This window comes from Thermobispora bispora DSM 43833 (assembly GCF_000092645.1).
Lineage (GTDB): Bacteria > Actinomycetota > Actinomycetes > Streptosporangiales > Streptosporangiaceae > Thermobispora > Thermobispora bispora.
Window position 1 is genome coordinate 117,999 of the sequence record NC_014165.1, and the last position, 21,040, is coordinate 139,038.

General features: G+C 70.3%; 20 protein-coding genes and 1 pseudogene. 3 read left to right on the top strand and 18 right to left on the bottom strand.

Features of this window, described 5'->3' with window-relative positions; all coding sequences use genetic code 11:
- Positions 1-499: 499 nt before the first annotated feature.
- From TBIS_RS00525 to TBIS_RS20180, 11 genes and pseudogenes are all read right to left on the bottom strand, one after another.
- Positions 500-1,564, bottom strand: coding sequence for a YVTN family beta-propeller repeat protein (locus TBIS_RS00525; RefSeq protein WP_013130370.1), 1,065 nt, complete (start codon positions 1,562-1,564; stop codon positions 500-502).
- A gap of 350 nt (positions 1,565-1,914) precedes the next feature.
- Positions 1,915-2,379: a YncE family protein gene (locus TBIS_RS19635; protein ID WP_013130371.1), complete on the bottom strand. Its 465-nt coding sequence runs from the start codon at positions 2,377-2,379 to the stop codon at positions 1,915-1,917.
- Between the two features lie 13 nt (positions 2,380-2,392).
- Positions 2,393-2,971, bottom strand: a complete 579-nt coding sequence (locus TBIS_RS19640; protein ID WP_013130372.1) for a YncE family protein — start codon at positions 2,969-2,971, stop codon at positions 2,393-2,395.
- Positions 2,972-3,533: 562 nt separating this feature from the next.
- The gene (locus tag TBIS_RS00535) at positions 3,534-4,595 is read right to left on the bottom strand and encodes a YVTN family beta-propeller repeat protein (RefSeq protein WP_013130373.1); all 1,062 of its coding nucleotides are present in this window, start codon (positions 4,593-4,595) and stop codon (positions 3,534-3,536) included.
- Between the two features lie 364 nt (positions 4,596-4,959).
- Positions 4,960-5,382, bottom strand: a complete 423-nt coding sequence (locus TBIS_RS00540) for a YncE family protein (RefSeq protein ID WP_013130374.1) — start codon at positions 5,380-5,382, stop codon at positions 4,960-4,962.
- 542 nt (positions 5,383-5,924) lie between these two features.
- Positions 5,925-6,671, bottom strand: coding sequence for a beta-propeller fold lactonase family protein (locus TBIS_RS00545; RefSeq protein ID WP_242384290.1), 747 nt, complete (start codon positions 6,669-6,671; stop codon positions 5,925-5,927).
- An 85-nt stretch (positions 6,672-6,756) separates the two neighbouring features.
- Positions 6,757-7,095: pseudogene (locus TBIS_RS19645) on the bottom strand (hypothetical protein); the annotation flags it as partial.
- 211 nt (positions 7,096-7,306) lie between these two features.
- Complete coding sequence (locus TBIS_RS00550) at positions 7,307-8,125, bottom strand: beta-propeller fold lactonase family protein (protein ID WP_013130375.1); 819 nt, start codon at positions 8,123-8,125, stop codon at positions 7,307-7,309.
- A gap of 311 nt (positions 8,126-8,436) precedes the next feature.
- On the bottom strand, positions 8,437-9,501 hold the full coding sequence (locus TBIS_RS00555; protein WP_013130376.1) for a YVTN family beta-propeller repeat protein: 1,065 nt from the start codon (positions 9,499-9,501) through the stop codon (positions 8,437-8,439).
- A 330-nt stretch (positions 9,502-9,831) separates the two neighbouring features.
- A complete protein-coding gene (locus TBIS_RS00560) occupies positions 9,832-10,896 on the bottom strand; it encodes a beta-propeller fold lactonase family protein (RefSeq protein WP_013130377.1) in 1,065 nt (354 codons plus the stop codon).
- A gap of 125 nt (positions 10,897-11,021) precedes the next feature.
- Positions 11,022-11,378 carry a hypothetical protein gene (locus TBIS_RS20180; protein WP_148231417.1) on the bottom strand — a complete coding sequence of 119 codons (357 nt, stop codon included), beginning with the start codon at positions 11,376-11,378 and terminating at the stop codon, positions 11,022-11,024.
- A gap of 139 nt (positions 11,379-11,517) precedes the next feature.
- On the opposite strand from TBIS_RS20180, the gene TBIS_RS00565 reads away from it, so the two are divergent.
- Entirely contained in the window at positions 11,518-12,342 is an 825-nt protein-coding gene (locus TBIS_RS00565) for a DUF6597 domain-containing transcriptional factor (protein ID WP_013130378.1), read from the top strand.
- 506 nt (positions 12,343-12,848) lie between these two features.
- Here the strand turns inward: TBIS_RS00565 and TBIS_RS19245 are convergent.
- The 3 genes from TBIS_RS19245 to TBIS_RS00575 all read right to left on the bottom strand — a co-directional run bounded on the left by TBIS_RS19245 (position 12,849) and on the right by TBIS_RS00575 (position 14,512).
- Entirely contained in the window at positions 12,849-12,998 is a 150-nt protein-coding gene (locus TBIS_RS19245; protein WP_158306162.1) for a hypothetical protein, read from the bottom strand.
- Positions 12,999-13,111: 113 nt separating this feature from the next.
- Entirely contained in the window at positions 13,112-13,870 is a 759-nt protein-coding gene (locus tag TBIS_RS00570) for a M15 family metallopeptidase (protein WP_013130379.1), read from the bottom strand.
- Between the two features lie 189 nt (positions 13,871-14,059).
- Positions 14,060-14,512, bottom strand: coding sequence for a hypothetical protein (locus TBIS_RS00575; protein WP_013130380.1), 453 nt, complete (start codon positions 14,510-14,512; stop codon positions 14,060-14,062).
- A 363-nt stretch (positions 14,513-14,875) separates the two neighbouring features.
- Between TBIS_RS00575 and TBIS_RS00580 the strand changes: the two genes are divergently transcribed.
- A complete protein-coding gene (locus TBIS_RS00580) occupies positions 14,876-16,051 on the top strand; it encodes an ATP-binding protein (protein WP_013130381.1) in 1,176 nt (391 codons plus the stop codon).
- Between the two features lie 251 nt (positions 16,052-16,302).
- Here TBIS_RS00580 and TBIS_RS00585 read toward each other — a convergent pair whose 3' ends face one another.
- The 3 genes from TBIS_RS00585 to TBIS_RS00595 form a co-directional block, all read right to left on the bottom strand.
- The gene (locus tag TBIS_RS00585) at positions 16,303-16,926 is read right to left on the bottom strand and encodes a hypothetical protein (protein WP_041431026.1); all 624 of its coding nucleotides are present in this window, start codon (positions 16,924-16,926) and stop codon (positions 16,303-16,305) included.
- Positions 16,927-17,377: 451 nt separating this feature from the next.
- On the bottom strand, positions 17,378-18,190 hold the full coding sequence (locus TBIS_RS00590) for a MauE/DoxX family redox-associated membrane protein (RefSeq protein ID WP_013130383.1): 813 nt from the start codon (positions 18,188-18,190) through the stop codon (positions 17,378-17,380).
- A 3-nt stretch (positions 18,191-18,193) separates the two neighbouring features.
- A complete protein-coding gene (locus TBIS_RS00595) occupies positions 18,194-19,144 on the bottom strand; it encodes a hypothetical protein (protein WP_241019801.1) in 951 nt (316 codons plus the stop codon).
- 275 nt (positions 19,145-19,419) lie between these two features.
- Between TBIS_RS00595 and TBIS_RS00600 the strand changes: the two genes are divergently transcribed.
- On the top strand, positions 19,420-19,920 hold the full coding sequence (locus TBIS_RS00600; protein WP_013130385.1) for a SigE family RNA polymerase sigma factor: 501 nt from the start codon (positions 19,420-19,422) through the stop codon (positions 19,918-19,920).
- A gap of 331 nt (positions 19,921-20,251) precedes the next feature.
- Here TBIS_RS00600 and TBIS_RS00605 read toward each other — a convergent pair whose 3' ends face one another.
- Positions 20,252-21,001 carry a thermonuclease family protein gene (locus tag TBIS_RS00605; protein WP_041431031.1) on the bottom strand — a complete coding sequence of 250 codons (750 nt, stop codon included), beginning with the start codon at positions 20,999-21,001 and terminating at the stop codon, positions 20,252-20,254.
- Between the last annotated feature and the right edge of the window lie 39 nt (positions 21,002-21,040).

Consider the following 21,040-nt stretch of genomic DNA (forward strand, 5'->3'; position numbering starts at 1 on the left):
GGAGCGGGCGTTTGATCTTTCTGACGGCTCGCCGCCGGCGAGGACGGCCGGCTCCGCCGGTTCGGCGGCCGAGCGCTGACGACGGCGCTGCCGGCTTCTCCCGCTCCCGGAACCATCCGGCGCGACCATCGCAGGTGGGGAGCGAGCCGACCGTCTGCGCGGCCACGACCCCTGGCACAGGAGCTCACTTCGGGTACGGCCCGCCGGATGCGATCGGGATTCGTGACCCCCGTGCGCATCGGCGGTGGCCCGGCCGGGGTCCGGCGGCAGCGGAGCCGCCTGAGCGCTGCCGTGGCCACGTGTTCCCCGGGCCAGGGCCGGTGATGGCGGCGGTGGCCCGGCGGTTCGCTGACCGCCGGCGGTGTCCGTCCCGGGACCGGTGGTGAAGGATTGAGGCCCCTGGCCGATATCGGTCAGGGGCCGTGTTGCCGTGTGCGAGCGGTGAATTGTGCCCGTTCCCGACGGTGGCTCAGCGTTCATCGCCGATGCCGGCCGGTCGCTACGGAACGTTGGCGATGGCTACCTCGATCGCATTGTTACCAACGCCCAGGGTGGCTTCCACGGTGTTGGTGGCGGTGTTGATCACGGACACGGTGGTGAGGTTGACCGCGTAGGCGCGGGTGCCGCCCAGGGTGACCGCCACTCCAAGCGGCTGGGTGCCGACTGGGACGGTGGTGATGACGCTGTTGCGCGCGACATCGATCACCGAGACGTTGTTGGCGCCGGTGTTGGCGACGTAGGCGCGGGTACCGCCGGGCGTGACCGCCACCCCGAATGGCTGTGCGCCGACGGGGATGGTGGCGATGACGGTGTTGGTGGCGGTGTCGATCACCGACACGGTGCTGTTCGCCCTATTGGTGACGAGGACGCGCGTGCCACCGGGGGTCACCGCCACCCCGAATGGCTGTGCGCCGACGGGGATGGTGGCGATGACGGTGTTGGTGGCGGTGTCGATCACCGACACGGTGTTGGAGCCGGTGTTGGCGACGTAGGCGCGGGTGCCACCGGGGGTGATCGCCACTCCCTGAGGTTCGTTTCCCACGGGGATGGTGGCGATGACGATGTTGGTGGCGGTGTCGATCACCGAGACGGTGCCGGCGCCCTGGTTGGTGACGTAGGCGCGGGTGCCACCGGGAGATACGGCCACGTCGTACGGAAGGGCGCCGACCGGGATGACGGCGATGACGCCGTTGGTGGCGGTGTCGATCACCGACACGGTGTTGGAGCCGTTGTTGGTGACGTAGACGCGAGTGCCGCCCGGGCTGGCCGCCACTCCGAGGGGTGCGTTTCCGACGGGGATGGTGGCGATGGTGGTGTTGCTGGCGACGTCGATCACCGACACGGTGTCGTCGTTCAGGTTCGTGACATAGGCCACCTGGCGTGCTTGGCGTGTCTGGTCGGCGGAGGCCGGAGCCGGCAGGGACGCGGTTGCGGTGAGGCCGGTGACGAGTGCCACCGCCGTGATCGCCGAGCGAAGCCGAGACCGCCTCACTCGTACCTGCGGCTGACCGGATATGCCGGTGCGGCGATTCGCCACTGTGGCTTTGATCCAGCGCGCGAGCATTGAGACCTCCCATCGAGATGACGGTCTTCTTTTACGCGGGCACGGTGCGGTGATCCGATGTCGGCACACCTGGTTGGCTCACCTGGCCGAAAGGTTTGGACGATTGCTGGTTGGAATTCCGGCTGATCGGCCGATTTGCGCGCTGGCAGGAATCGAAAGGAATTCATTCGGATTTATCAGGGGTAGGCCAGGCAACTCTGCGTGGCCCGCTGGCCTCGGTGGCGGTCGGATCGGTGGAGTGCGTTAAGGCCCCTGGCCGGGACGGCAGGGGCCGTGTGGTCGGTGCGGTACGGTGTTCCGCTGTCTCCGGCAGGCGGTGGCTCATCGCCTGGTGCGATGCCGGTGGGTCGCTACGGAACGTTGGCGATCGCCACGTAATCCGGATTGACACCCGCCCCCAGGGTGGCCTCCACGGTGTCGGTGGCGGTGTTGATCACCGATACGGTGCCCGAGTTGAAGTTGGCGACGTAAGCGCGGGTGCCACCGAGAGTGACCGCCACCCCGGTGGGCGAAGCGCCGGTGGGGATGGTGGTAATGACGGTGTTGGTGGCGGTGTCGATCACCGTCACGTCGCCGGAGGTCTGGTTGGTGACGTAGGCGCGGGTGCCGCCCGGGGTGACCGCCACCTCCGACGGTCCGTCCCCGGCGGGGATGGTGGCGATGACGGTGTTCGTGGCGGTGTCGATCACCGATACGTTGTCGTCGCTTCGGTTCGTGACGTACGCGCGGGTGCCGCCCGGGCTGAACGCCACTCCCCGGGGTGCGTTTCCCACCGGGATGGTGGCGATGACGGTGTTGGTGGCGGTGTCGATCACCGAGACGTTGTCGTCAAGCTGGTTGGTGACGTAGACGCGGGTGCCCCCCCGGGCTGACCTTCACCCCGATGGGCCCGTTTCCGACCGGGATGGTGGCGATGACGGTGTTGGTGGCGGTGTCGATCACCGATACGTTGTCGGAGCCCAGGTTGGTGACGTAGGCGCGGGTGCCGCCCGGGGTGATCGCCACATTGAAGGGTGTGACGCCGACCGGGATGGTGGCGATGACGCCGTTGGTCGCGGTGTCGATCACCGACACCGTGCGGGAACCCTGATTGACCACGAACACGCGGGTGCCGCCAGGGCTGGCCGCCACCCCGGTGGGTCCTAGCCCGACCGGGATCGTGGCGATGGTGGTGTTGCCGGCGACGTCGATCACCGACACGGTGTTGCCGTTCAGGTTGGTGACGTAGGCGACCTGGCGTGCTTGGCGGGTCTCGCCGGCGGAGACCGGGGTGGGCAGTGGCACGAGTACGGTGAGGCCGGTGACCAGGGCCGCGGTGATGGCCGAGCGGAGCCGGGACCGCCGCACCCGTACCTGCGGCTGCCCGGACCTGCCGGTGCGGCGTCTCGTGAGCGAACGGATGAGCATGGAGTCCTCCATCGAGCCGACGGTCTCGTTGTACGGAATCGAGGCCGTAGGAATTCGGCGGCGGCACGCCGGATTTGCTCATCCGTCCGGCGGTTTTGCTCAGCGTTGATCGGAATTCCGGCCTATCGGTCAGGGCCGTCACACAGTCCGGGGACTTTTCTGGTCGCGTCTGCCATGAGCTCGGCCGATCGGATTTCCGGTGTTCCGGATTCAGTGGTGCGTTCTGGTGTGGTCACCTGACCGGCCGGACGCCCGGTGATAGCCGTCCCGGCCTTCCTCCGGGCGGCACACGCGGACCGCCTGCAGCCGTGCCGAGATCGTTGCCGGTGAGCTCGCGTGGCGAATGATTCGGTGTCCCCGTGCCGCGTTGACCGGACGGCGACGGATCTCGATGGTCTTCTCGCCGGCGCGGAGCGGACGCCGGCCCCGGCGCGCCGGTCCGGGGCCGGGCGGCTCGATATGCGGTGGTGCGGGCCGGCGCCGGCTCCGGCGGGTGGTGAGCACGGCGCCCGGTCGCGGAGCGCCGGGTCACCCGGTGCGCCGGTCCCTCGCGGTGCCGGCGCTAGGGAACGGTGGCGATGGCCACGTCGCTCGGAACATTGCCCGCGGTCAGTGTGGCGATCACCGTGTTGGTCGCCGTGTCGATCACCGACACCGTGTCGGAGCTCTGATCGGCCACGAACACGCGGGTGCCGCCCGGCGTGACCGCCATCCCGACGGGCCCGAGCCCGACGGGGATGGTGGCGATCACCGTGTTGGTCGCCGTGTCGATCACCGACACGGTGTTGGAGCCGGAGTTGCCCACGTAGGCCCGGGTGCCGCCCGGGGTGATCACCACTGCGTTGGGCGCGTCCCCGACCGGGATGGTGTCGATGACGGTGTTGGTGGCCGTGTCGATCACCGACACGTCGTCGGAGGCCGCGTTGGTGACGTAGACCCGGGTACCGCGGGGACTGATCGCGATCCCGCTGGGCGTGGTGCCGACCGGGATGGTGGCGATGACGGTGTTGGTGGCCGTGTCGATGACCGACACGTTGCCCGTGAACGCATTGGAGGCGTAGACACGGGTGCCGCACGGGGAGACGACGAGGTCGAACGATCCGATCCCGATCGGGACGGTGGCGATGACGGTGTTGGTCACGGTGTCGATGACCGACACGTCGTTGGAGAACGTGTTGCTGACGTAGGCGCGCCTGCCATCGAAGCTGATGGCCACATCGGCCGGTGACGTCCCGACCGGGATGGTGGCGATCACGGTGTTGGTGGCGGTGTCGATCACCGACACCGTGCCGGCGTTCTGATTGGCCACGTAGACCCGGGTGCCGCCGGGACTCGCGTCCAGCCCGTTGGGCGCGGCCCCGACCGGGATGGTGGCGATGGTGGCGTAGGTGGCCACGTCGATCGCCGACACGGTGTTGTCCAGCCGGTTCGCGACGTAGGCGACCTGGCGCCCTTGCCGGGCCTCGCCCGCGGTGGCCGGGGCCGGCACGGGGGCGAGGGCGGCAAGACCGGTGGCGAGCGCCACCGCGGTGACGGCCGAGCGGAACCGGGCCCACCGCATCCGCCGGCCGCGCCCGCGGGTGCGGCCGTGTGCCCTCGCGGTTGTGCTCCAGCGAGTGAGCATGAGACCTCCCATCGAGATGACGGTCTCCTTGTACGCGAGCGGCTCACGGCACCGTCGTATCGGCGCGCCGGATTTGCTCACCTGGAAACCGCTCCAGTGCATTCGTTGGCTGGAATCCCGGCCTACCGGTTGATCGCCGTCAACCGGAAAAGCGCGCATTGATAACCCGTGCGCGTCGCGGAACCAACGTCACCGGTTTATCGGCCGAATTGTGGATAAGCCGGGTGATGGCGGTGCAGAACGGGCCCCTGACCGGTGTGATCAGGGGCCGTTCCGCTGCAGGTGCGAGCGGCACCGGAGCCGGCCGATGCGGGACGCGCCGGTCTCCCCACGGGTACGGCGTACCGCTGGGCCCGGCGGGTCGCTAGGGAACCTCGGCGATGGCGATCTCGAACGGGCCATCCGGCAGGCTCAGGGTGGCGATCACGGTGTTGGTGGCGGTGTCGATCACGGACATGGAGTCGACGTTGCAGACGTAGGCGCGGGTGCCGCCCGCGGTGACGGCCACCCCGAAGGGCTGCGTGCCGACCGGGACGGTGGCGATGACCGTGTTGGTGGTGATATCGACCACCGACACGGTGTCGTTGCCCTGGTTGGTGAGGTAGGCCACCTGGCGCCCCTGCCGTGCGTCGCCGGCGGAGGCCGGGGCCGGCAGGGACGCGAGTACGGCGAGGCCGGTGGCGAGCGCCGTGATGACCGAGCGGAATCGCGACCACCGGACCCTGGCCTGGCCGGATGTGCCGGTACGGCGGTGCGCCGCCGTGGTCATGCTCCGCCGTGTGAGCATCGAGACCTCCTATCGAGATGTCGGTCTCGTTGTACGCGGAAATGGCGAGCGGATTTGTTTCCGGCACGCTCAATTGGCCCAGCCATCCGATGGATTTGCGGGATCGTGGCTCGTGATTCCGGCCGCTCGGCCTATCGCCGCCAATCGGTACAAGTGAGACGGATGGCGTGATCCATCTGCGGAATGGCCTTTCCCCGCTGGAACGTCAACGGGATTTCCGTACGGGGATGGAGAAAAGAAGTCGAGGCCCCGGCCGGTGCCGGCCAGGGCCCGCGTGCGAAGCGCGCGTCTCCCACCCCGCGGTGCGCGGGTTCGGTGGGCTCAGCGCCGATGTCCAAAGGTACGGCCGGCGGTGATGTGCTCCACGGGCTCTGTTCGGTCACCCGGAGCGTGAACCGCGCCGGTTTCCGTGTCCTCTCAGATCGGCGCGGCATCCGGGGACGGCAAGGGTCGTGGCCCCTGACCGCCGCGCATGCGCACCGGTCAGGGGCCTGGTCGTCGAGGATGCCTGGTCCCGGCGGTTGGGTACGGGTGCGGTACCGCTACGGAACGTTGGCGATGGCCACATGGCTCGGAGCGTCACCCACGCCCAGGGTGGCTTCCACGGTGTTGGTGGCGGTGTTGATCACAGAGACGGTGTTCGAGCCGAAGTTGGTGACGTAGGCGCGGGTACCGCCGAGGGTGAACGCCACTAGGATCGGCGTTTCTCCGACCGGGATGGTGGCGATGACGGTGTTGGTGGCGGTGTCGATCACCGACACGTTGTCGGAGCCGAAGTTGGTGACGTAGGCGCGGGTTCCGCCAGGGGTGAACGCCACCTCCCAGGGATTAGTGCCGACGGGGATGGTGGCGATGACGGTGTTGGTGGCGGTGTCGATCACCGACACCGTGTTGTCACCGCTGTTGACGACGTAGGCGCGGGTGCCGCCGGGAGTGACCCCCATTCCGATGGGTTGGGTGCCGACCGGGATGGTGGTGACGACGGTGTTGGTGGCGGTGTCGATCACAGAGACGGTGTTCGAGCCGAAGTTGGCGACGTAGGCGCGGGTGCCGCCGGGGGTGACCGCCACCCCAACGGGCTCAACGCCGACCGGGATGGTGGCGATGACGGTGTTGGTGGCGGTGTCGATCACCGACACGTCGTTGGAGACCTGGTTGGTGACGTAGGCGCGGGTTCCGCCGGGAGAGACGGCCACGTCGTACGGAAGGGCGCCGACCGGGATGACGGCGATGACGCCGTTGGTGGCGGTGTCGATCACCGACACGGTGTCGCCGGTCTGGTTGACCACGTACACCCGGGTGCCGCCGGGACTGGCCGCCACCCCGGTGGGCCCGTTTTCCGACCGGGATGGTGGCGACGGTGGTGTTGCCGGCGACGTCGATCACCGAAACGGTGCCTTCGCTCTGGTTGGTGACGTAGGCGACCTGGCGTGCCTGGCGGATCTCCTCGGCCGTGGCCGTGGTGGGCGGGGATGCGAGTGCGGTGAGGCCGGTGGCGAGCGCCACCGCGGTGATCGCCGAGCGCAGCCGGGTTCGCCGCACCCGTACCTGCGTCTGAGCGGATATGCCGGCGCGGCGTATCGCCGCGGTGTTGATCCAACGTGTGAGCATGGAGACCTCCCATCGAAATGACGGTCTCCTTGTACGCGGACACGGTGAGGCGATTCGATTTACGGCACGCTCAGTTGGCTCACCCGGCCGACGGTTTTGCATGATCGTTGATCACGTACCCGAATAATCACTCAATCCAGGTGCCGATCGCTCACCTGGAATGAATCCGAATTAATGCGTATTCAGGCCTGGTGAATGCGCGTTGCCTGGCAGAAGTCGGCGGTGAGCAGCGAAAGGCCCCTGGCCGATAGGGGGCAGGGGCCGTTCCGCCGGTGCGCGGCGGCTGAGCCGCCGTCGTGCCGCCGCCGGATGGCTATGGGACGTTGGCGATGGCGACCTCGGTCGGCGTGTTCCCCACGGTCAAGGTGGCCTCCACGGCGTTCGTGGCGGTGTTGATCACGGACACGGTGTCGCTGCCCGAGTCGGTGACGTAGGCGCGGGTGCCGCCGAGGGTGACGGCCACCCCGATGGGCCCGGTTCCGACCGGGACGGTGGTGATGACGGCATTGGTGGCGGTGTTGATCACCGACACGGTGTTGGAGCCCTGGTTGGCCACGTAGGCGCGGGTGCCTCCCGGGGTGACCGCCAATTGGTTGGGCGCGGTGCCGACCGGGATGGTGGCGATCACGGTGTTGGTGATGGTGTCGATCACCGAGACCGTGTTGTCGATGGAGTTGGTGACGAGCACGCGGGTGCCTCCGGGAGACACGGCCACATCGAAGGGATCAGCGCCGACCGGGATGACGGCGATCACGCCGTTGGTGGCGGTGTTGATCGCCGACACCGTGTCGGAGCCCAGATTGGTCACGTACACCCGGGTGCCGCCCGGGCTGGCCGCCACCCCCCTGGGCCCGTTGCCGACGGGGATGGTGGCGATGGTGGTGTTGGTGGCCACGTCGATCGCCGAGACGGTGTTGTCGTCCTGGTTGGTGATGTAGGCGACTTGGCGGCCTTGCCGTGCGTCGCCGGCGGTGGCCGGGGCCGGCAGGGAGGCGAGTGCGGTGAGGCCGGTGGCTAGCGCCATCGCGGTGATGGCCGAGCCGAGCCGGGACCGCCGTACCGCCGGCCGCGCCTCACCGGATATCCCGCTGCGGCGATTCTCCGCCGCGGTCGTGAACCAACGCGTGAGCATGGAGACCTCCGATCGAGATGACGATCTCGTTGTACGCGGTAGCGGCGGCCGGATTCGGCTCCGGCGCGCTCACTTAACTCATCCGATCGGTGGCTTTGAGCGATCGTTGAGCGCGATTCCATCGGATCAGAAAGAATTTCGTTTTGTGTGTTATGCGCAGACGCAAGTGATAAACGAGCTCCGGCCGCTGTTCGGCCTGGCCGAATCGGAGATGAGAAAGGCCCCTGACCGATATCGGCCAGGGGCCTTGTCAGCGGTGCGCGTACGCCCGTTCCGGCGGGCGCGCAGCGTTCATCGCGATGAGTGGAGGGTCACGGAACGTTGGCGATGGCCACCTCGACCGGACCGCTACCCGCGCCCAGGGAGGCTTCCACGGTGTTGGTTGCGGTGTCGATCACCGACACCGTGTTGGAGGCGAAGTTGGCGACGTAGGCGCGGGTGCCGCCCAGGGTGACCGCCACCCCGAATGGCTGGGTGCCGACCGGAATGGTGGTGATGACACTGTTGCCCGCAACGTTGATCACCGAGACGTTGCCGGAGCCTTCATTGGTGACGTAGGCGCGGGTGCCGCCCGGGGTGACCGCCACCTCACTCGGCAGGCTGCCGACCGGGATGGTGGCGATGACGGTGTTGGTGGCGGTGTTGATCACCGACACGGTGTTGTCTGACCTATTGGCGACGAGGACGCGGGTGCCGCCGGGGGTGACCGCCACCCCAAGGGGCGTGTTGCCGACCGGGATGGTGGCGATGACCGTGTTGGTCGCCGTGTCGATCACCGACACGGTGTTGGAGCCGTTGTTGGTGACGTAGGCGCGGGTGCCGCCGGGGGTGACCGCCACCCCGAACGGCTGGGCGCCGACGGGGATGGTGGCGATGACGGTGTTGGTGGCGGTGTTGATCACCGACACGGTGTTGGAGCCGTTGTTGGTGACGTAGGCGCGGGTGCCGCCGGGGGTGACCGCCACATCAAAGGGCGCGGTGCCGACCGGGATGACGGCGATGACGCCATTGGTGGCGGTGTTGATCACCGACACTGTGCCGGAGGTCGAGTTGGGCACGTAGACGCGGGTGCCGCCGGGGCTGGCCGCCACCCCCCTGGGCCCGTTGCCGACGGGGATGGTGGCGATGGTGGTGTTGGTGGCGACGTCGATCGCCGACACGGTGCCTTCGGTAAGGTTGCTGACGTAGGCGACCTGGCGGGCCTGGCGTGTCTCATCGGCCGCAGCCGTGGTGGGAAGGGCGGCGAGTGCGGTGAGGCCGGTGGCGAGGGCAGCCGCCGTGATGACCGCGCGAAGCCGAGACCACCGCACCCCCACCTGAGTCTGACCGGATATATCGGTGCGGCGATTCTCCGCCGCGGCTCTTATCCAACGCATGAGCCTGGAGACCTCCCATCGAGATGACGGTCTCGTTGTACGAGGACATGGCGGCGGACTTCGATTTCGGCACACCGACTTGGCTCATCCGGCCGATAGCTTTGAGCGATTGTTGATCACAGTTCCGGCGGCTCGGACAACTCCGCTGAAAACCGTCTGTTTAAGAATGAATCCGCGATTGGTGGTACGGCCTGGTTGATTCGCGTTGGCGGGAATCGGCGGTGGGAAAGGGAAAGGCCCCTGGCCGGCAAGGGGCAGGGGCCTTTTCAGCGGTGTGCGTACGCCCGTTCCGGTGGACGTCGCTCAGCGCTCATCGCGATGAGCGGAGGGTCACGGAACGTTGGCGATGGCCACCTCGGTGGGAGTGGCCCCCACGGTGAGGGTGGCCTCCACGGTGTTGGTCGCGGTGTCGATCACGGAGACCGTGCCGTCGCCGGAGTTGGCCACGTAGGCGCGGGTGCCGCCGAGGCTGACCGCCACGCCGATGGGCGTGGTGCCGACCGTGACGGTGGTGATGAGGCTGGCGCCCGCGGTGTTGATCACCGAGACCGTGCCGTCGCCGGAGTTGGTGACGTAGGCACGGGCGCCGTTGGGGCTGAACGCCACGTCCGACGGCGTGGTGCCGACGGGGATGGTGGCGATGACGGTGTTGGTGGCGGTGTTGATCACGGAGACCGTGCCGTCGGTCTCGTTGGTGACGAGGACGCGGGTGCCGCCCGGGCTCACGCCCACGCCGGTGGGCGCGACGCCGACGGGGATGGTGGCGATGACGGTGTTGGTCGCCGTGTTGATCACCGACACGGTGTTGGAGCCGTTGTTGGTGACGTAGGCGCGGGTCCCGTCGGGGGTGACGGCCACGTCCGTCGGTGCGGTGCCGACGGGGATGGTGGCGATGACGCCGTTGGTGGCGGTGTCGATGACCGAGACGGTGCCGGCGCCGGAGTTGGCCACGTAGGCGCGGGTGCCGCCGGGGGTGACCGCCACACCGGTGGGCCCGGCGCCGACCGGGATGATCGCGATGACGCCGTTGGTGGCGGTGTTGATCACCGAGACCGTGTTGTCAGCGTTGTTGGCCACGAACACCCGGGTGCCACCGGGAGAGGCCGCCACCCCGTCGGGCGCGGCGCCGACCGGGATGGTGGCGATGGTGGTGTTGCTGGCGACATCGATCGCGGAGACGGTGTTGTCCGCGTTGTTGGTGACGTAGGCGACCTGGCGCGGCTGGCGGATCTCCTCGGCCGTGGCCGTGGTGGGCAGGGACGCGAGCCCGGTGAGGCCGGTGGCGAGCGCCGCCGCCATGATGACCGAGCGCAGCCGGGACCGCCGTACCCCTACCTGCACGTGGGATATTTCGCGGCGATTCTCCGCCGCGGTCGTGAACCAACGCGTGAGCATGAGACCTCCCATCGAGATGACGATCTCGTTGTACGCGGGCACGGCGGCGGGATTCGGTTCCGGCACACCGACTTGGCTCATCCGGCCGATAGCTTTGGGCGATTGTTGATCACAATTCCGACGGCTCAGACAACTCTGCTGAAAACCGTCCATTGGAGAATGTGTCCGCTATGGCGGTACGGCCTGGCGTATCCGCACGGGCGGGCATGGGCGGTGGGAAAGGGAAAGGCCCCTGGCCGGTATGGGCCAGGGGCCGTGTTGCCGGTATGCGAGTGATGAATTGTGCTCGTTCTTGACGGGTGTCCCAGCGCCCGCCGGCGTTGCCGCGGGTGCTCCGGAACGTCGGCGATGGCCACCTCGACCGGGACGCTACCCACGCCCAGGGTGGCTTGCACGGTGTTGGTGGCGGCATCGATCACCGACACGGTGCTGGAGAGGAGGTTTGTGACGTAGGCGCGAGTGCCCCCAGGGGTGACGGCCACATTCGAGGGGATCCGTGCCGACCGGGATGGTGGCGATGACGCCGCCTTTTGTGGTACGGCCTGGTCTACCCGAGCTGGTGACCGGCGCCGAGCGACTCGCCTCCGGAAACTGTCACCGGGGCCGGTTAGCGTGACCCGTATGGCGTGGTACGTGGCCGCACCGGTGGCCCCGGACCTGTCCCGCGACCTGGTGACCGCGTGGACCGTCCGGACCGAAGGGCGTCACCGGCTCGTTCCCGACGGCTGTGTCGACGTGCTGTGGATCGACAACGGCACCGTCTGGGTGTGCGGCCCGGAGACGTCGGCGTGGTCGTTCCGCCTCCCGCCCGGAACCCAGGCGGTCGGGGTGCGGTTCCGGCCGGGACGGGCGAGCGCAGTTTTCAAGATCGCCGCCCATGAGCTGCGCGACCGGCGGGTCGCGCTGGAGGACGTGCTCGGCTCGCGCGCCCACCGCCTGCTCGCCGAGCAGGTCGGGTACGCGGCGGACGAGGCGGCACGGCTCCGGGTGATGGAGGACCACGTCCGGCGGTGGGTGGCCGAGGCCCCGGTGGCGGATGCGGTCCCGGCGGCGGTCGTGCGGATGCTCACCCGCGACATCGGGACGAGTATCACCGCCCTGGCGGACGCGGTCGGGCTCGGGGAGCGTCAGCTGCACCGGCGCTGCCTCACCGCCTTCGGCTACGGCGCGGCGACGCTGCGCCGCATCCTGCGCTTGCAAGGGTTCCTGGAGCTCGCCCGGACCGCCGGCGACGTCACGGGTCTGGCCACGCTCGCCGCCGCGGCCGGCTACACCGACCAGCCGCACCTGTCCCGGGATTGCCGGGCCATCGCCGGGATCAGCCCGCGGGCGCTGGTGGCGGAGGCGCGCGCCGGCCGCCTCACCGGCGGCCCCTACGACCAGGTTTCCCGGAGGATCTCCTCGGCCCGCTCGGCGGGCAGGCCGCTCGCCTTGGTGAGCGGCTGAACCGGTGGCCGAGCAGCCGGCCCGCGCTCCCGGGTGCTGTTGGGTGTGACCGGGCCGCGCGCGCCTCCGGGCACGACCGCCGTCCAAGGCACCGTCGTGACACCGGGGGACGGCCGCCGAAATGCTGTCGGGTACGACCGGGGCGCGCGCGTCTCTCCGGTCACGATCGCCCACCGGGTGCCGTCGTGGCACCGGGCGGACACCGGATCCGGACGTGAGCGCCGGGATGTCCGAGCGGCACCAGGGCGCCGGGCGCACGCGGTGCGGCGCCGAACCGCAGCGTCGGCGATGCGCGTGACATCTTCTCCAGCGCGCGCAGCCGTCGACCTCGCCGATGCGGATGTCCGATCCGTACACGACACGGGTGCGGGTGAGGGGCCATGCTGGGGTCATGACCCAAGGTGTCTCTCAGGTTTCCGAGCGTTACCGCCGGCTGGCCGCCGAGTTCACCCGCCGCGTGGAGGCCGTTCCCGCCGGCCGGTGGGAGTCCCCGTCGCCGGCCGGGGTCACGGCGTACGGCCGAGGAAGGCGATCAGCTTGTCCTGCTCGGAGGCGTCCTCCGGCACGCTCACCGGAGGACCGAAGAGCTGCTCACCGCGGAGCGCGTCCCCGAAGCCGACGGCCTCCGCGTGCACCCGGCGGACCTCGTCCAGCACCAGGCGGAGCTGGTCGCGCGCCTGAAGGAGCTCGGCGCCACGCCCGCCGACATCGGCCAGGCGGCCGGCGGCCGGGACGGGCCAAGGCGTCGCCGGCCGGGCGTTCGCCCGGTCTACCTCCCGCTCTTGGAGAAGTGCTGGTAGTCCTTGGCGCCGGACCAGTAGCCGCCCCAGCCCCAGCCGATCGACTCGAAGGCCCGCACCACCCGGTCACCCGCGTTGATCACGCCGGGCTTGTGCAGCGGCCGCTTCACGTAGGCGTCCGCGTTGCGGTGCGCGTTGGAGCCGTCGGCGTACACGTACGGGTTCTCCCGCGGGTTGAGGTCGATGGCCCGGCCGTACGCGTGCTCCGACCAGCGGGTCGACCCGGTGGCCGGCCGGCAGTTGAACGCCGACGTGTTGTCGGCCTCGATCGAGTCGTAGTCGCTGCCCTTGTAGACGTCGATCGGCTCCATCCGGCGGATCGGGAAGCGGTAACCGAACAGGGTGCGGAAGACCGAGACCACGTCCTCGGCCACCGACTCGTGCACCACGAGCTCCCCGGTGTGGACCTTCCCGTCGAAGCCCCAATGGGTCATGGTGATCTTCCGCAGCTCGCCCGGCCGGACCGGGCAGCCCGGCCGCCACGAGTACGGCAGGTCCGCCCGGGTCACCTTGGTGATCGTCGCCGAGAACGTGGGCTCCGGCGCCGGCGTGGCCTGCCGCTCTGCCGTGGCCGTGGCGGTGGGTGAGGCCACCGGCGTGGCCGAGGCGGCGCCCGCCGCGGGCGAGCCGGCCGGCCCGGCGGTCCCACCCCCGCCGCCGCAGGCGGCGAGGCCCGCGATGGCGACCCCCAAGACCGCCGCTGACCTGCGTTTTCTTCTCTCCCCCATAGGCGCAGCGTACCGGCGCCCCGGGCGTGGTCACCGGCCGTCCGCCGGTGGCACGGTCTCATCGGCGCACCGGGCCGCAGGCGTGCTCATCGGGCGTTTACCAGGGCGGGTCAGGACGCCGGGCCGTGGGCGTGGTCGTGGGCCGTCCGGTGGAGGGTGGCCTGATCGGGAGACCGGGCCGTGGCATGGTCACCGGCCGTCCGGGCCGCCGCTGATGCTGTCGATGCGCCACCCGGCCGCGTGGAGCTGGGCGTGGCGCTCGGCGAGCCAGGGCGCGACCGACGCGGGGGTCAGGCGGAGGGTGGTGTGGGCGAGCACGACCTGGCCGGCGGTCCAGATCTCGCGGGCCAGGAGCCCGGGGGTGATGACGATCTCCCACGACTGCAGCCGGCCGTCCAGCTCCCGGGCGTACCGCCAGCGGGACTCCGTCCGGCGCCGGCGCGGTCCCTCGACCAGGGGCGGCCAGCGGTACCGGGCCCACAGGTGCCGCGCCCAGGTCAGGAGTGCGCGCACCGTGCGCCTCAGGCCGCCGCCGATCACGAGGCCGGGCTGCTTCGTGGTGAGCCGGTCCGCGGGAGCGGGGAGCCCGTCCGCGGGAATGGACTGCGGTGCCATGGCGAGGGGATCACTGGCGAATGACATCTGCCTCCTGCTCCAGGGGCGGAAAACGGCGTGTTGCCGATCATTCGGTGACGAACCAGGTCTGCTATATGCCCTTTGACGGCATGGTCGCGGCCGGGCGCGGGAGTGCCAAGTGCAGAAAGCTGGTCAAACGTAATGGCCAGAACGGCCAGAATGCGCGCCGCCCCGCCCGGTGGCCTCGGAAATGATCATGTTCCGGAGCTGAAGATCACTATTCGGCGGGCGGCCGTCTGAAAGAAAAGCGCGAACCCGGTGGCGCGGTTCGCGAACCCGGTGGCGCGGTTCCGGTGTCCCGCGACACGCGCTCGGGTTTTCTACGGAAATCTACGACGGGCGCTATATCCCGCAATAAGGTCCGAGACCATGGACCCGGTGCGCAATCCCTACGCGCCCGGCGCGGGCCAGCGGCCGCCCGAGCTCGCCGGGCGCGATAGAGAGCTGCGGCAGTTCGAGATCGTGCTGGAGCGCGTGGCCCGCGGCCGGCCGGAGCGGAGCATGGTGCTCACCGGGCTCCGCGGGGTCGGCAAGACCGTGCTGCTCAACACGTTCAAGTCCATGGCGATGCAGCGGCTGTGGGGGACCGGGAAGATCGAGGCCCGGCCCGACCAGTCGATCCGGCGGCCGGTCGCCGCCGCGCTGCACATGGCCATCCGGGAGCTCGCACCCCGGCACCGCGCGCCCGAGCGCATCGAGCACGTCCTCAGCGTGCTCAAGGCGTTCGCGCTGCGCGACCCCGGCAAGGGCGCCGCGAACTGGACGCCCGCGATCGACGTGCCGGCCGCGCGCGGCCGGGCCGACTCCGGGGACTTGGTGATCGACCTCACCGAGCTGTTCGTCGACGCGGCGAGCGTCGCCGCCGACCTCGGCGTCGGCATCGCGCTCTTCATCGACGAGATGCAGGACGTGCGGCCGCCGGACATCTCGGCGCTCTGCGCCGCCTGCCATGAGCTGTCGCAGAGCGGCGGGCCGCTGATCGTGGTGGGCGCGGGCCTGCCGCACCTGCCCACCGTGCTCTCGGCGAGCAAGAGCTACTCGGAACGGCTGTTCCGCTACACGCGGATCGACCGGCTCGACCGGGAGGCCGCGGACCAGGCGCTCATCGCCCCGGCCGCCCGGGAGGGCGTCGAGTTCACGCCCGGCGCGCTCGACGCGCTCTACGAGGCGGCCGACGGCTACCCGTACTTCGTCCAGGCGTACGGGAAGGTCGTCTGGGACTACGCCCCGAAGAGCCCGATCACCGCGGACGACGTCGCGGTGGCGGCCCCGGAGGCGGAGGAGGAGCTCGCCGTGGGGTTCTTCGGCAGCCGGTACGAGCGGGCCACCCCGGCCGAGCGCGACTACATGCGGGCCATGGCGCGGCTCGGCGACGACCCGGTGCCGACCGCCGCCGTGGCCGAGGTGCTCGGCCGCAAGCCGTCCAGCCTCTCCCCGGCCCGGGACAGCCTGATCAAGAAAGGGCTGATCTACAGCGCCGAGCGCGGGCTGGTCGGCTTCACCGTCCCGCACTTCGGGCGGTTCCTCCGCGCCCAGCCGGTGTAGCGGACCGATCCGGGGAGCACGGCCCGGCGGACGGGCCATCGGGTTCTCTACTGCTCTCTAGGGGCAGGGCTAGAGAGCCGTAGAGAACGCCATCCATGGCCGGGCCGTACGGCTCGGCTGGCGGTGGCCGCTGACGGGTCCCGGCGGCCGGCCGGGTCACCTCGGCCGTGATCGCGGTGGTGGCGCCGTGTGGTCGGCTCGCGTGCGAGCCCGTCACGGCCGAGGAACGTCCGGCCCTGCGGCCCGCCGCGTCATCCGTCGACGTAGCGACCGAACACCCGCTGGTACTCCGCGGCGTCCGGGGTCGACAGCAGCCGCGGCTCCTTGTCCTCCCGCCACACGTGCATCGCCGGGCACATGCTCTCCTCGAAGTCCTTCCTCCCGAGGATGTCGTCCACCTCGGCGACCTTCTCGCCGGTCCTCACCTCGTAGAGGGTGGCGCGGTACCTGCCCTGATACATGGGGATGGGCCGTCCCCTGAACCGGCACTCACCGATCCGCGGCCCCTCGTCGGCGATCTCCACACAGGCGACAAGCTGCACGCTCGTCGGGTCGTCGTGTTTCCGGTTCCAGTGCTTAGGCAGCGATTGACGGACCCGGGCCGGTGACCAGCCGGGATCACTGACCTGCGAATCGGATTCCTCGAAGATCTGGATGGGGTGCGGGGCCGGTCCCTGGTAGGCGTCGACGGTGGGGTAGTACCTCCGCTGGTACCAGCAGAGCGTCTCCAGATCGTGGGTGCTGTCCGGCGGCTCGTCACTGGCTCTGGGCACAGGGCCGAAGAAGAGGTAGCCGCCGTAACCGATCGCGGCGACGACGGCGAGTGCGAGCAGCCGGAGCACGGCGGTCTTGAGGATGCTCCCTGCCTTGGACATGCCAGTCATGCACCTTCCGACGGGCGAGCCATGGCCGGCCTCGAGCGGCCTCGTCCGCCAAGCGGCCGTTGCGGTGGTCGTCGGCGGTCGGGTCGAGGAGGCCATGGCCGGAGAAGCCGAACTCGATGGCCTTCTCCTCCTCGGACTCCCGGTGCCACGCGGCCGCCGGCGGGCTCAAGCCGCCACCACGGGACCGGGCGGGTGGTGGGATCTCCGGCTTCCGGCCGGCGCCGGATCGCTGACGGGATGCGAGCCGGTGGCCGGATCTCCGGCGGGATGCGAACCGGTGACCGGACCGCCGGCGCGGGTTCGGGCGGACCGGGCCGGTGGTGAATCTCCGGATTCAGGCCGATGGCGGGAACGCTGACCGGACGCGAGCCCGGCGGCGGGGCCACCGGCCGGGTGACGGCCGCCGGCGGAGACCTGAGCCGTTCACGGGGATCGGCACGCGTCACCGGGAGATCGGCACGCGGCTGTCGTCCGCGATCGCGGGCGCGCCGTCCGGCGGGACCACGGCGGCCTTCACCGCCGGGCGCCGGCCGCTCAGGTAGACGGCGAACACCACCTCGGAGCCGTCCTTGGCGGGGAAGGTGAAGAAGCGCCAGCACAGCTCGCGCCACATGTCGCTCGGCTCCTCCGCGGCGAGCATGGGCCGGTGCGCCCGCCACGCCGCGCTCGCCTTGAGCCGGGAGAGCGCCCGGCCGGGCGGGATGCGCCGCTGCTCGCAGGGCGCCCGGTAGCGCACCCGGTCGATCAGTTCCTCCACCTCGGGGGAGAGCAGGAGCAGCAGCGCCGCGTAACCCGCGATCCACGCCGCCACCGTGCCCGACCAGAGGGCCGGCAGGTCCGCCCCGGTGACCCGCTCCAGCGCCACCAGGACCGCCATCGCGGTGAGCACCGCGGACCGGGCGATCGAGCGCAGCCCGACCGGGGCCACGCTGACGTCCCCGAAGCAGCCGCACCCCGCGTCGGGCCGCCGCTTGCGCAGGTCCCACAGCACGTACGTGGCGATGGAGAAGAAGACCACGGGCAGCCAGCGCGCGGCGGGGTGGTCGGCGAAGACCAGGGCGGCGGCGAGCGCGAACTCCCCGGCCGCGCAGCAGATCATCGCGGGCCGGGCGAACCGCTCCGGCACGAGCACGGCGGGCCCGAGGCGGGCGAGGGCGCCCGGCGCGGAGTCGCCGGCGGCGAGCTTGGCCACGCCCCCCAGGACCAGCATCGCCACCACGATCGGCAGGGCGGCTGCGGCAGCGAACTGAAGCACGACCTACCCCAATCCCACTCGGACGTTGAAGCAGCCCTTGGTCAGCTCACCACCGAGCTCGACGTAGGCGGTGGTGGAGAGCTCGACGATCCGGCCCCGCTCGGAGGTGCCGCACTCCAGGCACCGATCGCAGAAGCGCCCGGCCACGCACCCGCAGGCGACGATCGGCAGCCGGTTCCCCCGGCGGTCGCACTCGTTCAGCACGTGCAGCACGGAGCCGAGGGAGAGGTACGGCAGGCCGGTGCAGGAGACCCCGGCGTCCTCGCACCCGGCGTCGCCGGGCTCCAGCATCGGGTAGGCCACGCCGTACTCCTCGAAGTCCCCCCAGACCGCGGTGCCCGAGATGGTGGGCTGTACTCCACGGTACGCGGGCGGGGGCGGCGGCACGGCGTTCGCCCGGTACGGGGGCTGTGACGTGGCCGGGAGGAGGGCGAGCGTGGTCCCCTCGTCGATCATCCCGATCGCGTCGAAGAGGTAGCCCGGCTCGAGCTGGGGGTGGCGGACCCGGATCCGGCCGGTGGCCCGGTAGGGGACGACGACCGACCGGGGGCGCCGGTGCGGGCCGCAGTCGAGCTCGATGGTGAGGTCCCGGTTCCCCGAGACGCTGCGGATGGTCCCGGTGATCCGGGTGATGTCCGCCCAGACCCGGTCGGCCACCGTGCCGCCGTGCAGCGCCCGGATGATGACGTTCGCCCGCAGCGGCAGCTCGGCGGGGGCGATCGGCGCCCCGCGCCACGCGGTGGCCCAGGGGGCGATCACCAGCCGGTGCTCCTCCCCGGCGTCGTCCTCCACCACGATCAGATGCGGGCTGACGTCGATGATCGAGCCGCGCACCGTGCCGTACGGCGCGACGTCACCGGGGGCGGGTTCCAGCGGCGCCACCTCGCGGCCCAGCGCGGCGGCGGCCAGCATCCGCCGGCGGTCGACGGCTCGGTACGGAGTCGCGTTTCCCACGTTTCCAGCCTCACATGCCGTAAGCGGCGGCGCGGTGTGATTTCCGTGCCGGTGGGCGGTGCGGGGGCAAAAATCCTCCTCCAAGATGAATGGCTTCTCTCCTACTTTGCGGTAGTTAATCCCGGTAGGCCAGAGGGCCGGGATAAAGACCATGCCACCGACCTGGCCGGGTCTTTGCCGTTGTCAGCAGGAAATCTGCATTTCGGTTCAGCCGGATTGCGGAGTGAGCCTGCCATTCTGGCACGAGACGCCCTGCAGGCCAGGCTGGTGATCGAATGGTCGTGAACCATGAGGAGTTCCGCGCGTACGTGCAATCCCGCGGAGCGGCCCTGCTGCGTGTCGCCAACCAGATCACCGGAAATCCGTCCGACGCCGAGGACCTGCTCCAAGCCGCTCTCGCCAAGACGTACCTCGCGTGGGAAAAGATCAAGGATCGCGCCTCGCTCGACGGATATGTGCGGCGCGCGATGGTGAACATCAACATCTCGTGGTGGCGCCGGCGCAAGCTGGAGGAATTCCCCGCCGAGCGGCTCCCGGACGTGCCGATCCAGCCCGAGGCCAGGAATCGATACGACGAGCTCGAGCAGGCGCTCGACCGGCTTCCGGCCCGGCAGCGCACCGCGATCGTGCTGCGGTACTACGAGGACATGAGCGAGATGGAGATCGCCAGGGCCCTGGGGATCAGCGTCGGCACGGTGAAGAGCTCGGTGTCCCGGGGGATGGCGAAGCTTCGTGACGATCTCCTCGTCTCGGCCGACCGGAAATCTCTCAATTAGGAACATATACGGCGCAGGCCGTGGGCCGTACGCCTGGGTCCCGCGGGGGCGTGGCAGGCTCGCCGGAGCGGCCGGCCGCGGCGGGGCGGAGTGGTCACCGGGGGTGAGTGCTCAGGTCATGAGCGGGCCGGCCGCGGCTGGGCGGAGTCTCCGGCGGGGCGTCCCCGACACGGTCTTTCGGTGAGACGCCCGCCCGTGGCCGGGCGGGCGGGGCGCCGTGCCCGGGGTCACGGGTGGGGCCGCCGGGCTGACCGATCGGCCGGGCGCGCGCGGAACGGCCTGAGCCGGCCGTTCCGCGCGGCATGCCGCTGGGCGACCGGCGGCCGGGACGTCACCGCTCGCAGGCGACCCCGTCGCCGTCCGCGTCCCGGTACCAGTCGTACTCGGGGTCGATGCCCCGCCGGTAGTCGCCGTAGCCGTACCGGATCGCCTCGGCGCAGGTGCGGAACCGCGGGTCGACGCCGGAGCCGGACGGCTGCGTGGCCGAGGCGGCCGGGGCGCCGGGCTGCGGCTGGGCCGGCTCGAACGGGTTCGCGCCGCGGATGTACCGCTCCGGCGAGCGCGGCCGGTCGGTGCCGCGGATCTCCGGCATCACGAGCGTGCCGCCACCCTGCCGTACCGAGGCGGAGTCCTGCGGCACGTGCAGGTCGACCACCAGGGGACGCTGGGCGGCCTCACCGCACGCCTCCGACCAGATCCCCAGGCGGGTGTCCTGCGCCTTCGACTGCGCACGGAGGATCGACTCCGTGTACGCGTACTTCCGGCCGAACGGCGACGCCTGCGCGTACCCCTTGGCGACCAGGTCGCGGTTGACGAAGTCGCCGGACCGCGACCAGACGTAGACGAGGTAGCGGCCGTCGTCGAACGGCAGCGGCTTCACGGTGCGCAGGTAGGCGCGCTTCCCGTCCGGAAGCAGCTCCTTCAGGCGCTTGAGCGCCTCCTCGTTCCAGCATTGCCCTCGAACGGGGGACTCGGCCTCGAGCAGGCCGATCCGCACGGTCCGGCCCTTCGCCGTCACGACGTCGATCGCGTTCGCGTCGACGACCTTCTTGACCGTCACCTCGATCGAGTTCTTGGGCACGTTCTTGGGCCTACTGGCAGCCGCCGCCGGGGATGCCCA

Excerpts from the sequence above, each read along its gene's own strand:
- TBIS_RS00600 (WP_013130385.1), top strand. The coding sequence starts at position 19,420 with ATGGTCGTGAACCATGAGGAGTTCCGCGCGTACGTGCAATCCCGCGGA.
- TBIS_RS00540 (WP_013130374.1), bottom strand. The coding sequence starts at position 5,382 with ATGCTCACACGGCGGAGCATGACCACGGCGGCGCACCGCCGTACCGGC.
- TBIS_RS00575 (WP_013130380.1), bottom strand. The coding sequence starts at position 14,512 with ATGTCATTCGCCAGTGATCCCCTCGCCATGGCACCGCAGTCCATTCCC.
- TBIS_RS00580 (WP_013130381.1), top strand. The coding sequence starts at position 14,876 with ATGGACCCGGTGCGCAATCCCTACGCGCCCGGCGCGGGCCAGCGGCCG.
- TBIS_RS00565 (WP_013130378.1), top strand. The coding sequence starts at position 11,518 with ATGGCGTGGTACGTGGCCGCACCGGTGGCCCCGGACCTGTCCCGCGAC.
- TBIS_RS19640 (WP_013130372.1), bottom strand. The coding sequence starts at position 2,971 with ATGCTCATCCGTTCGCTCACGAGACGCCGCACCGGCAGGTCCGGGCAG.
- TBIS_RS00535 (WP_013130373.1), bottom strand. The coding sequence starts at position 4,595 with ATGCTCACTCGCTGGAGCACAACCGCGAGGGCACACGGCCGCACCCGC.
- TBIS_RS00585 (WP_041431026.1), bottom strand. The coding sequence starts at position 16,926 with ATGTCCAAGGCAGGGAGCATCCTCAAGACCGCCGTGCTCCGGCTGCTC.
- TBIS_RS00555 (WP_013130376.1), bottom strand. The coding sequence starts at position 9,501 with ATGCGTTGGATAAGAGCCGCGGCGGAGAATCGCCGCACCGATATATCC.
- TBIS_RS00550 (WP_013130375.1), bottom strand. The coding sequence starts at position 8,125 with ATGCTCACGCGTTGGTTCACGACCGCGGCGGAGAATCGCCGCAGCGGG.
- TBIS_RS00560 (WP_013130377.1), bottom strand. The coding sequence starts at position 10,896 with ATGCTCACGCGTTGGTTCACGACCGCGGCGGAGAATCGCCGCGAAATA.
- TBIS_RS00525 (WP_013130370.1), bottom strand. The coding sequence starts at position 1,564 with ATGCTCGCGCGCTGGATCAAAGCCACAGTGGCGAATCGCCGCACCGGC.
- TBIS_RS00570 (WP_013130379.1), bottom strand. The coding sequence starts at position 13,870 with ATGGGGGAGAGAAGAAAACGCAGGTCAGCGGCGGTCTTGGGGGTCGCC.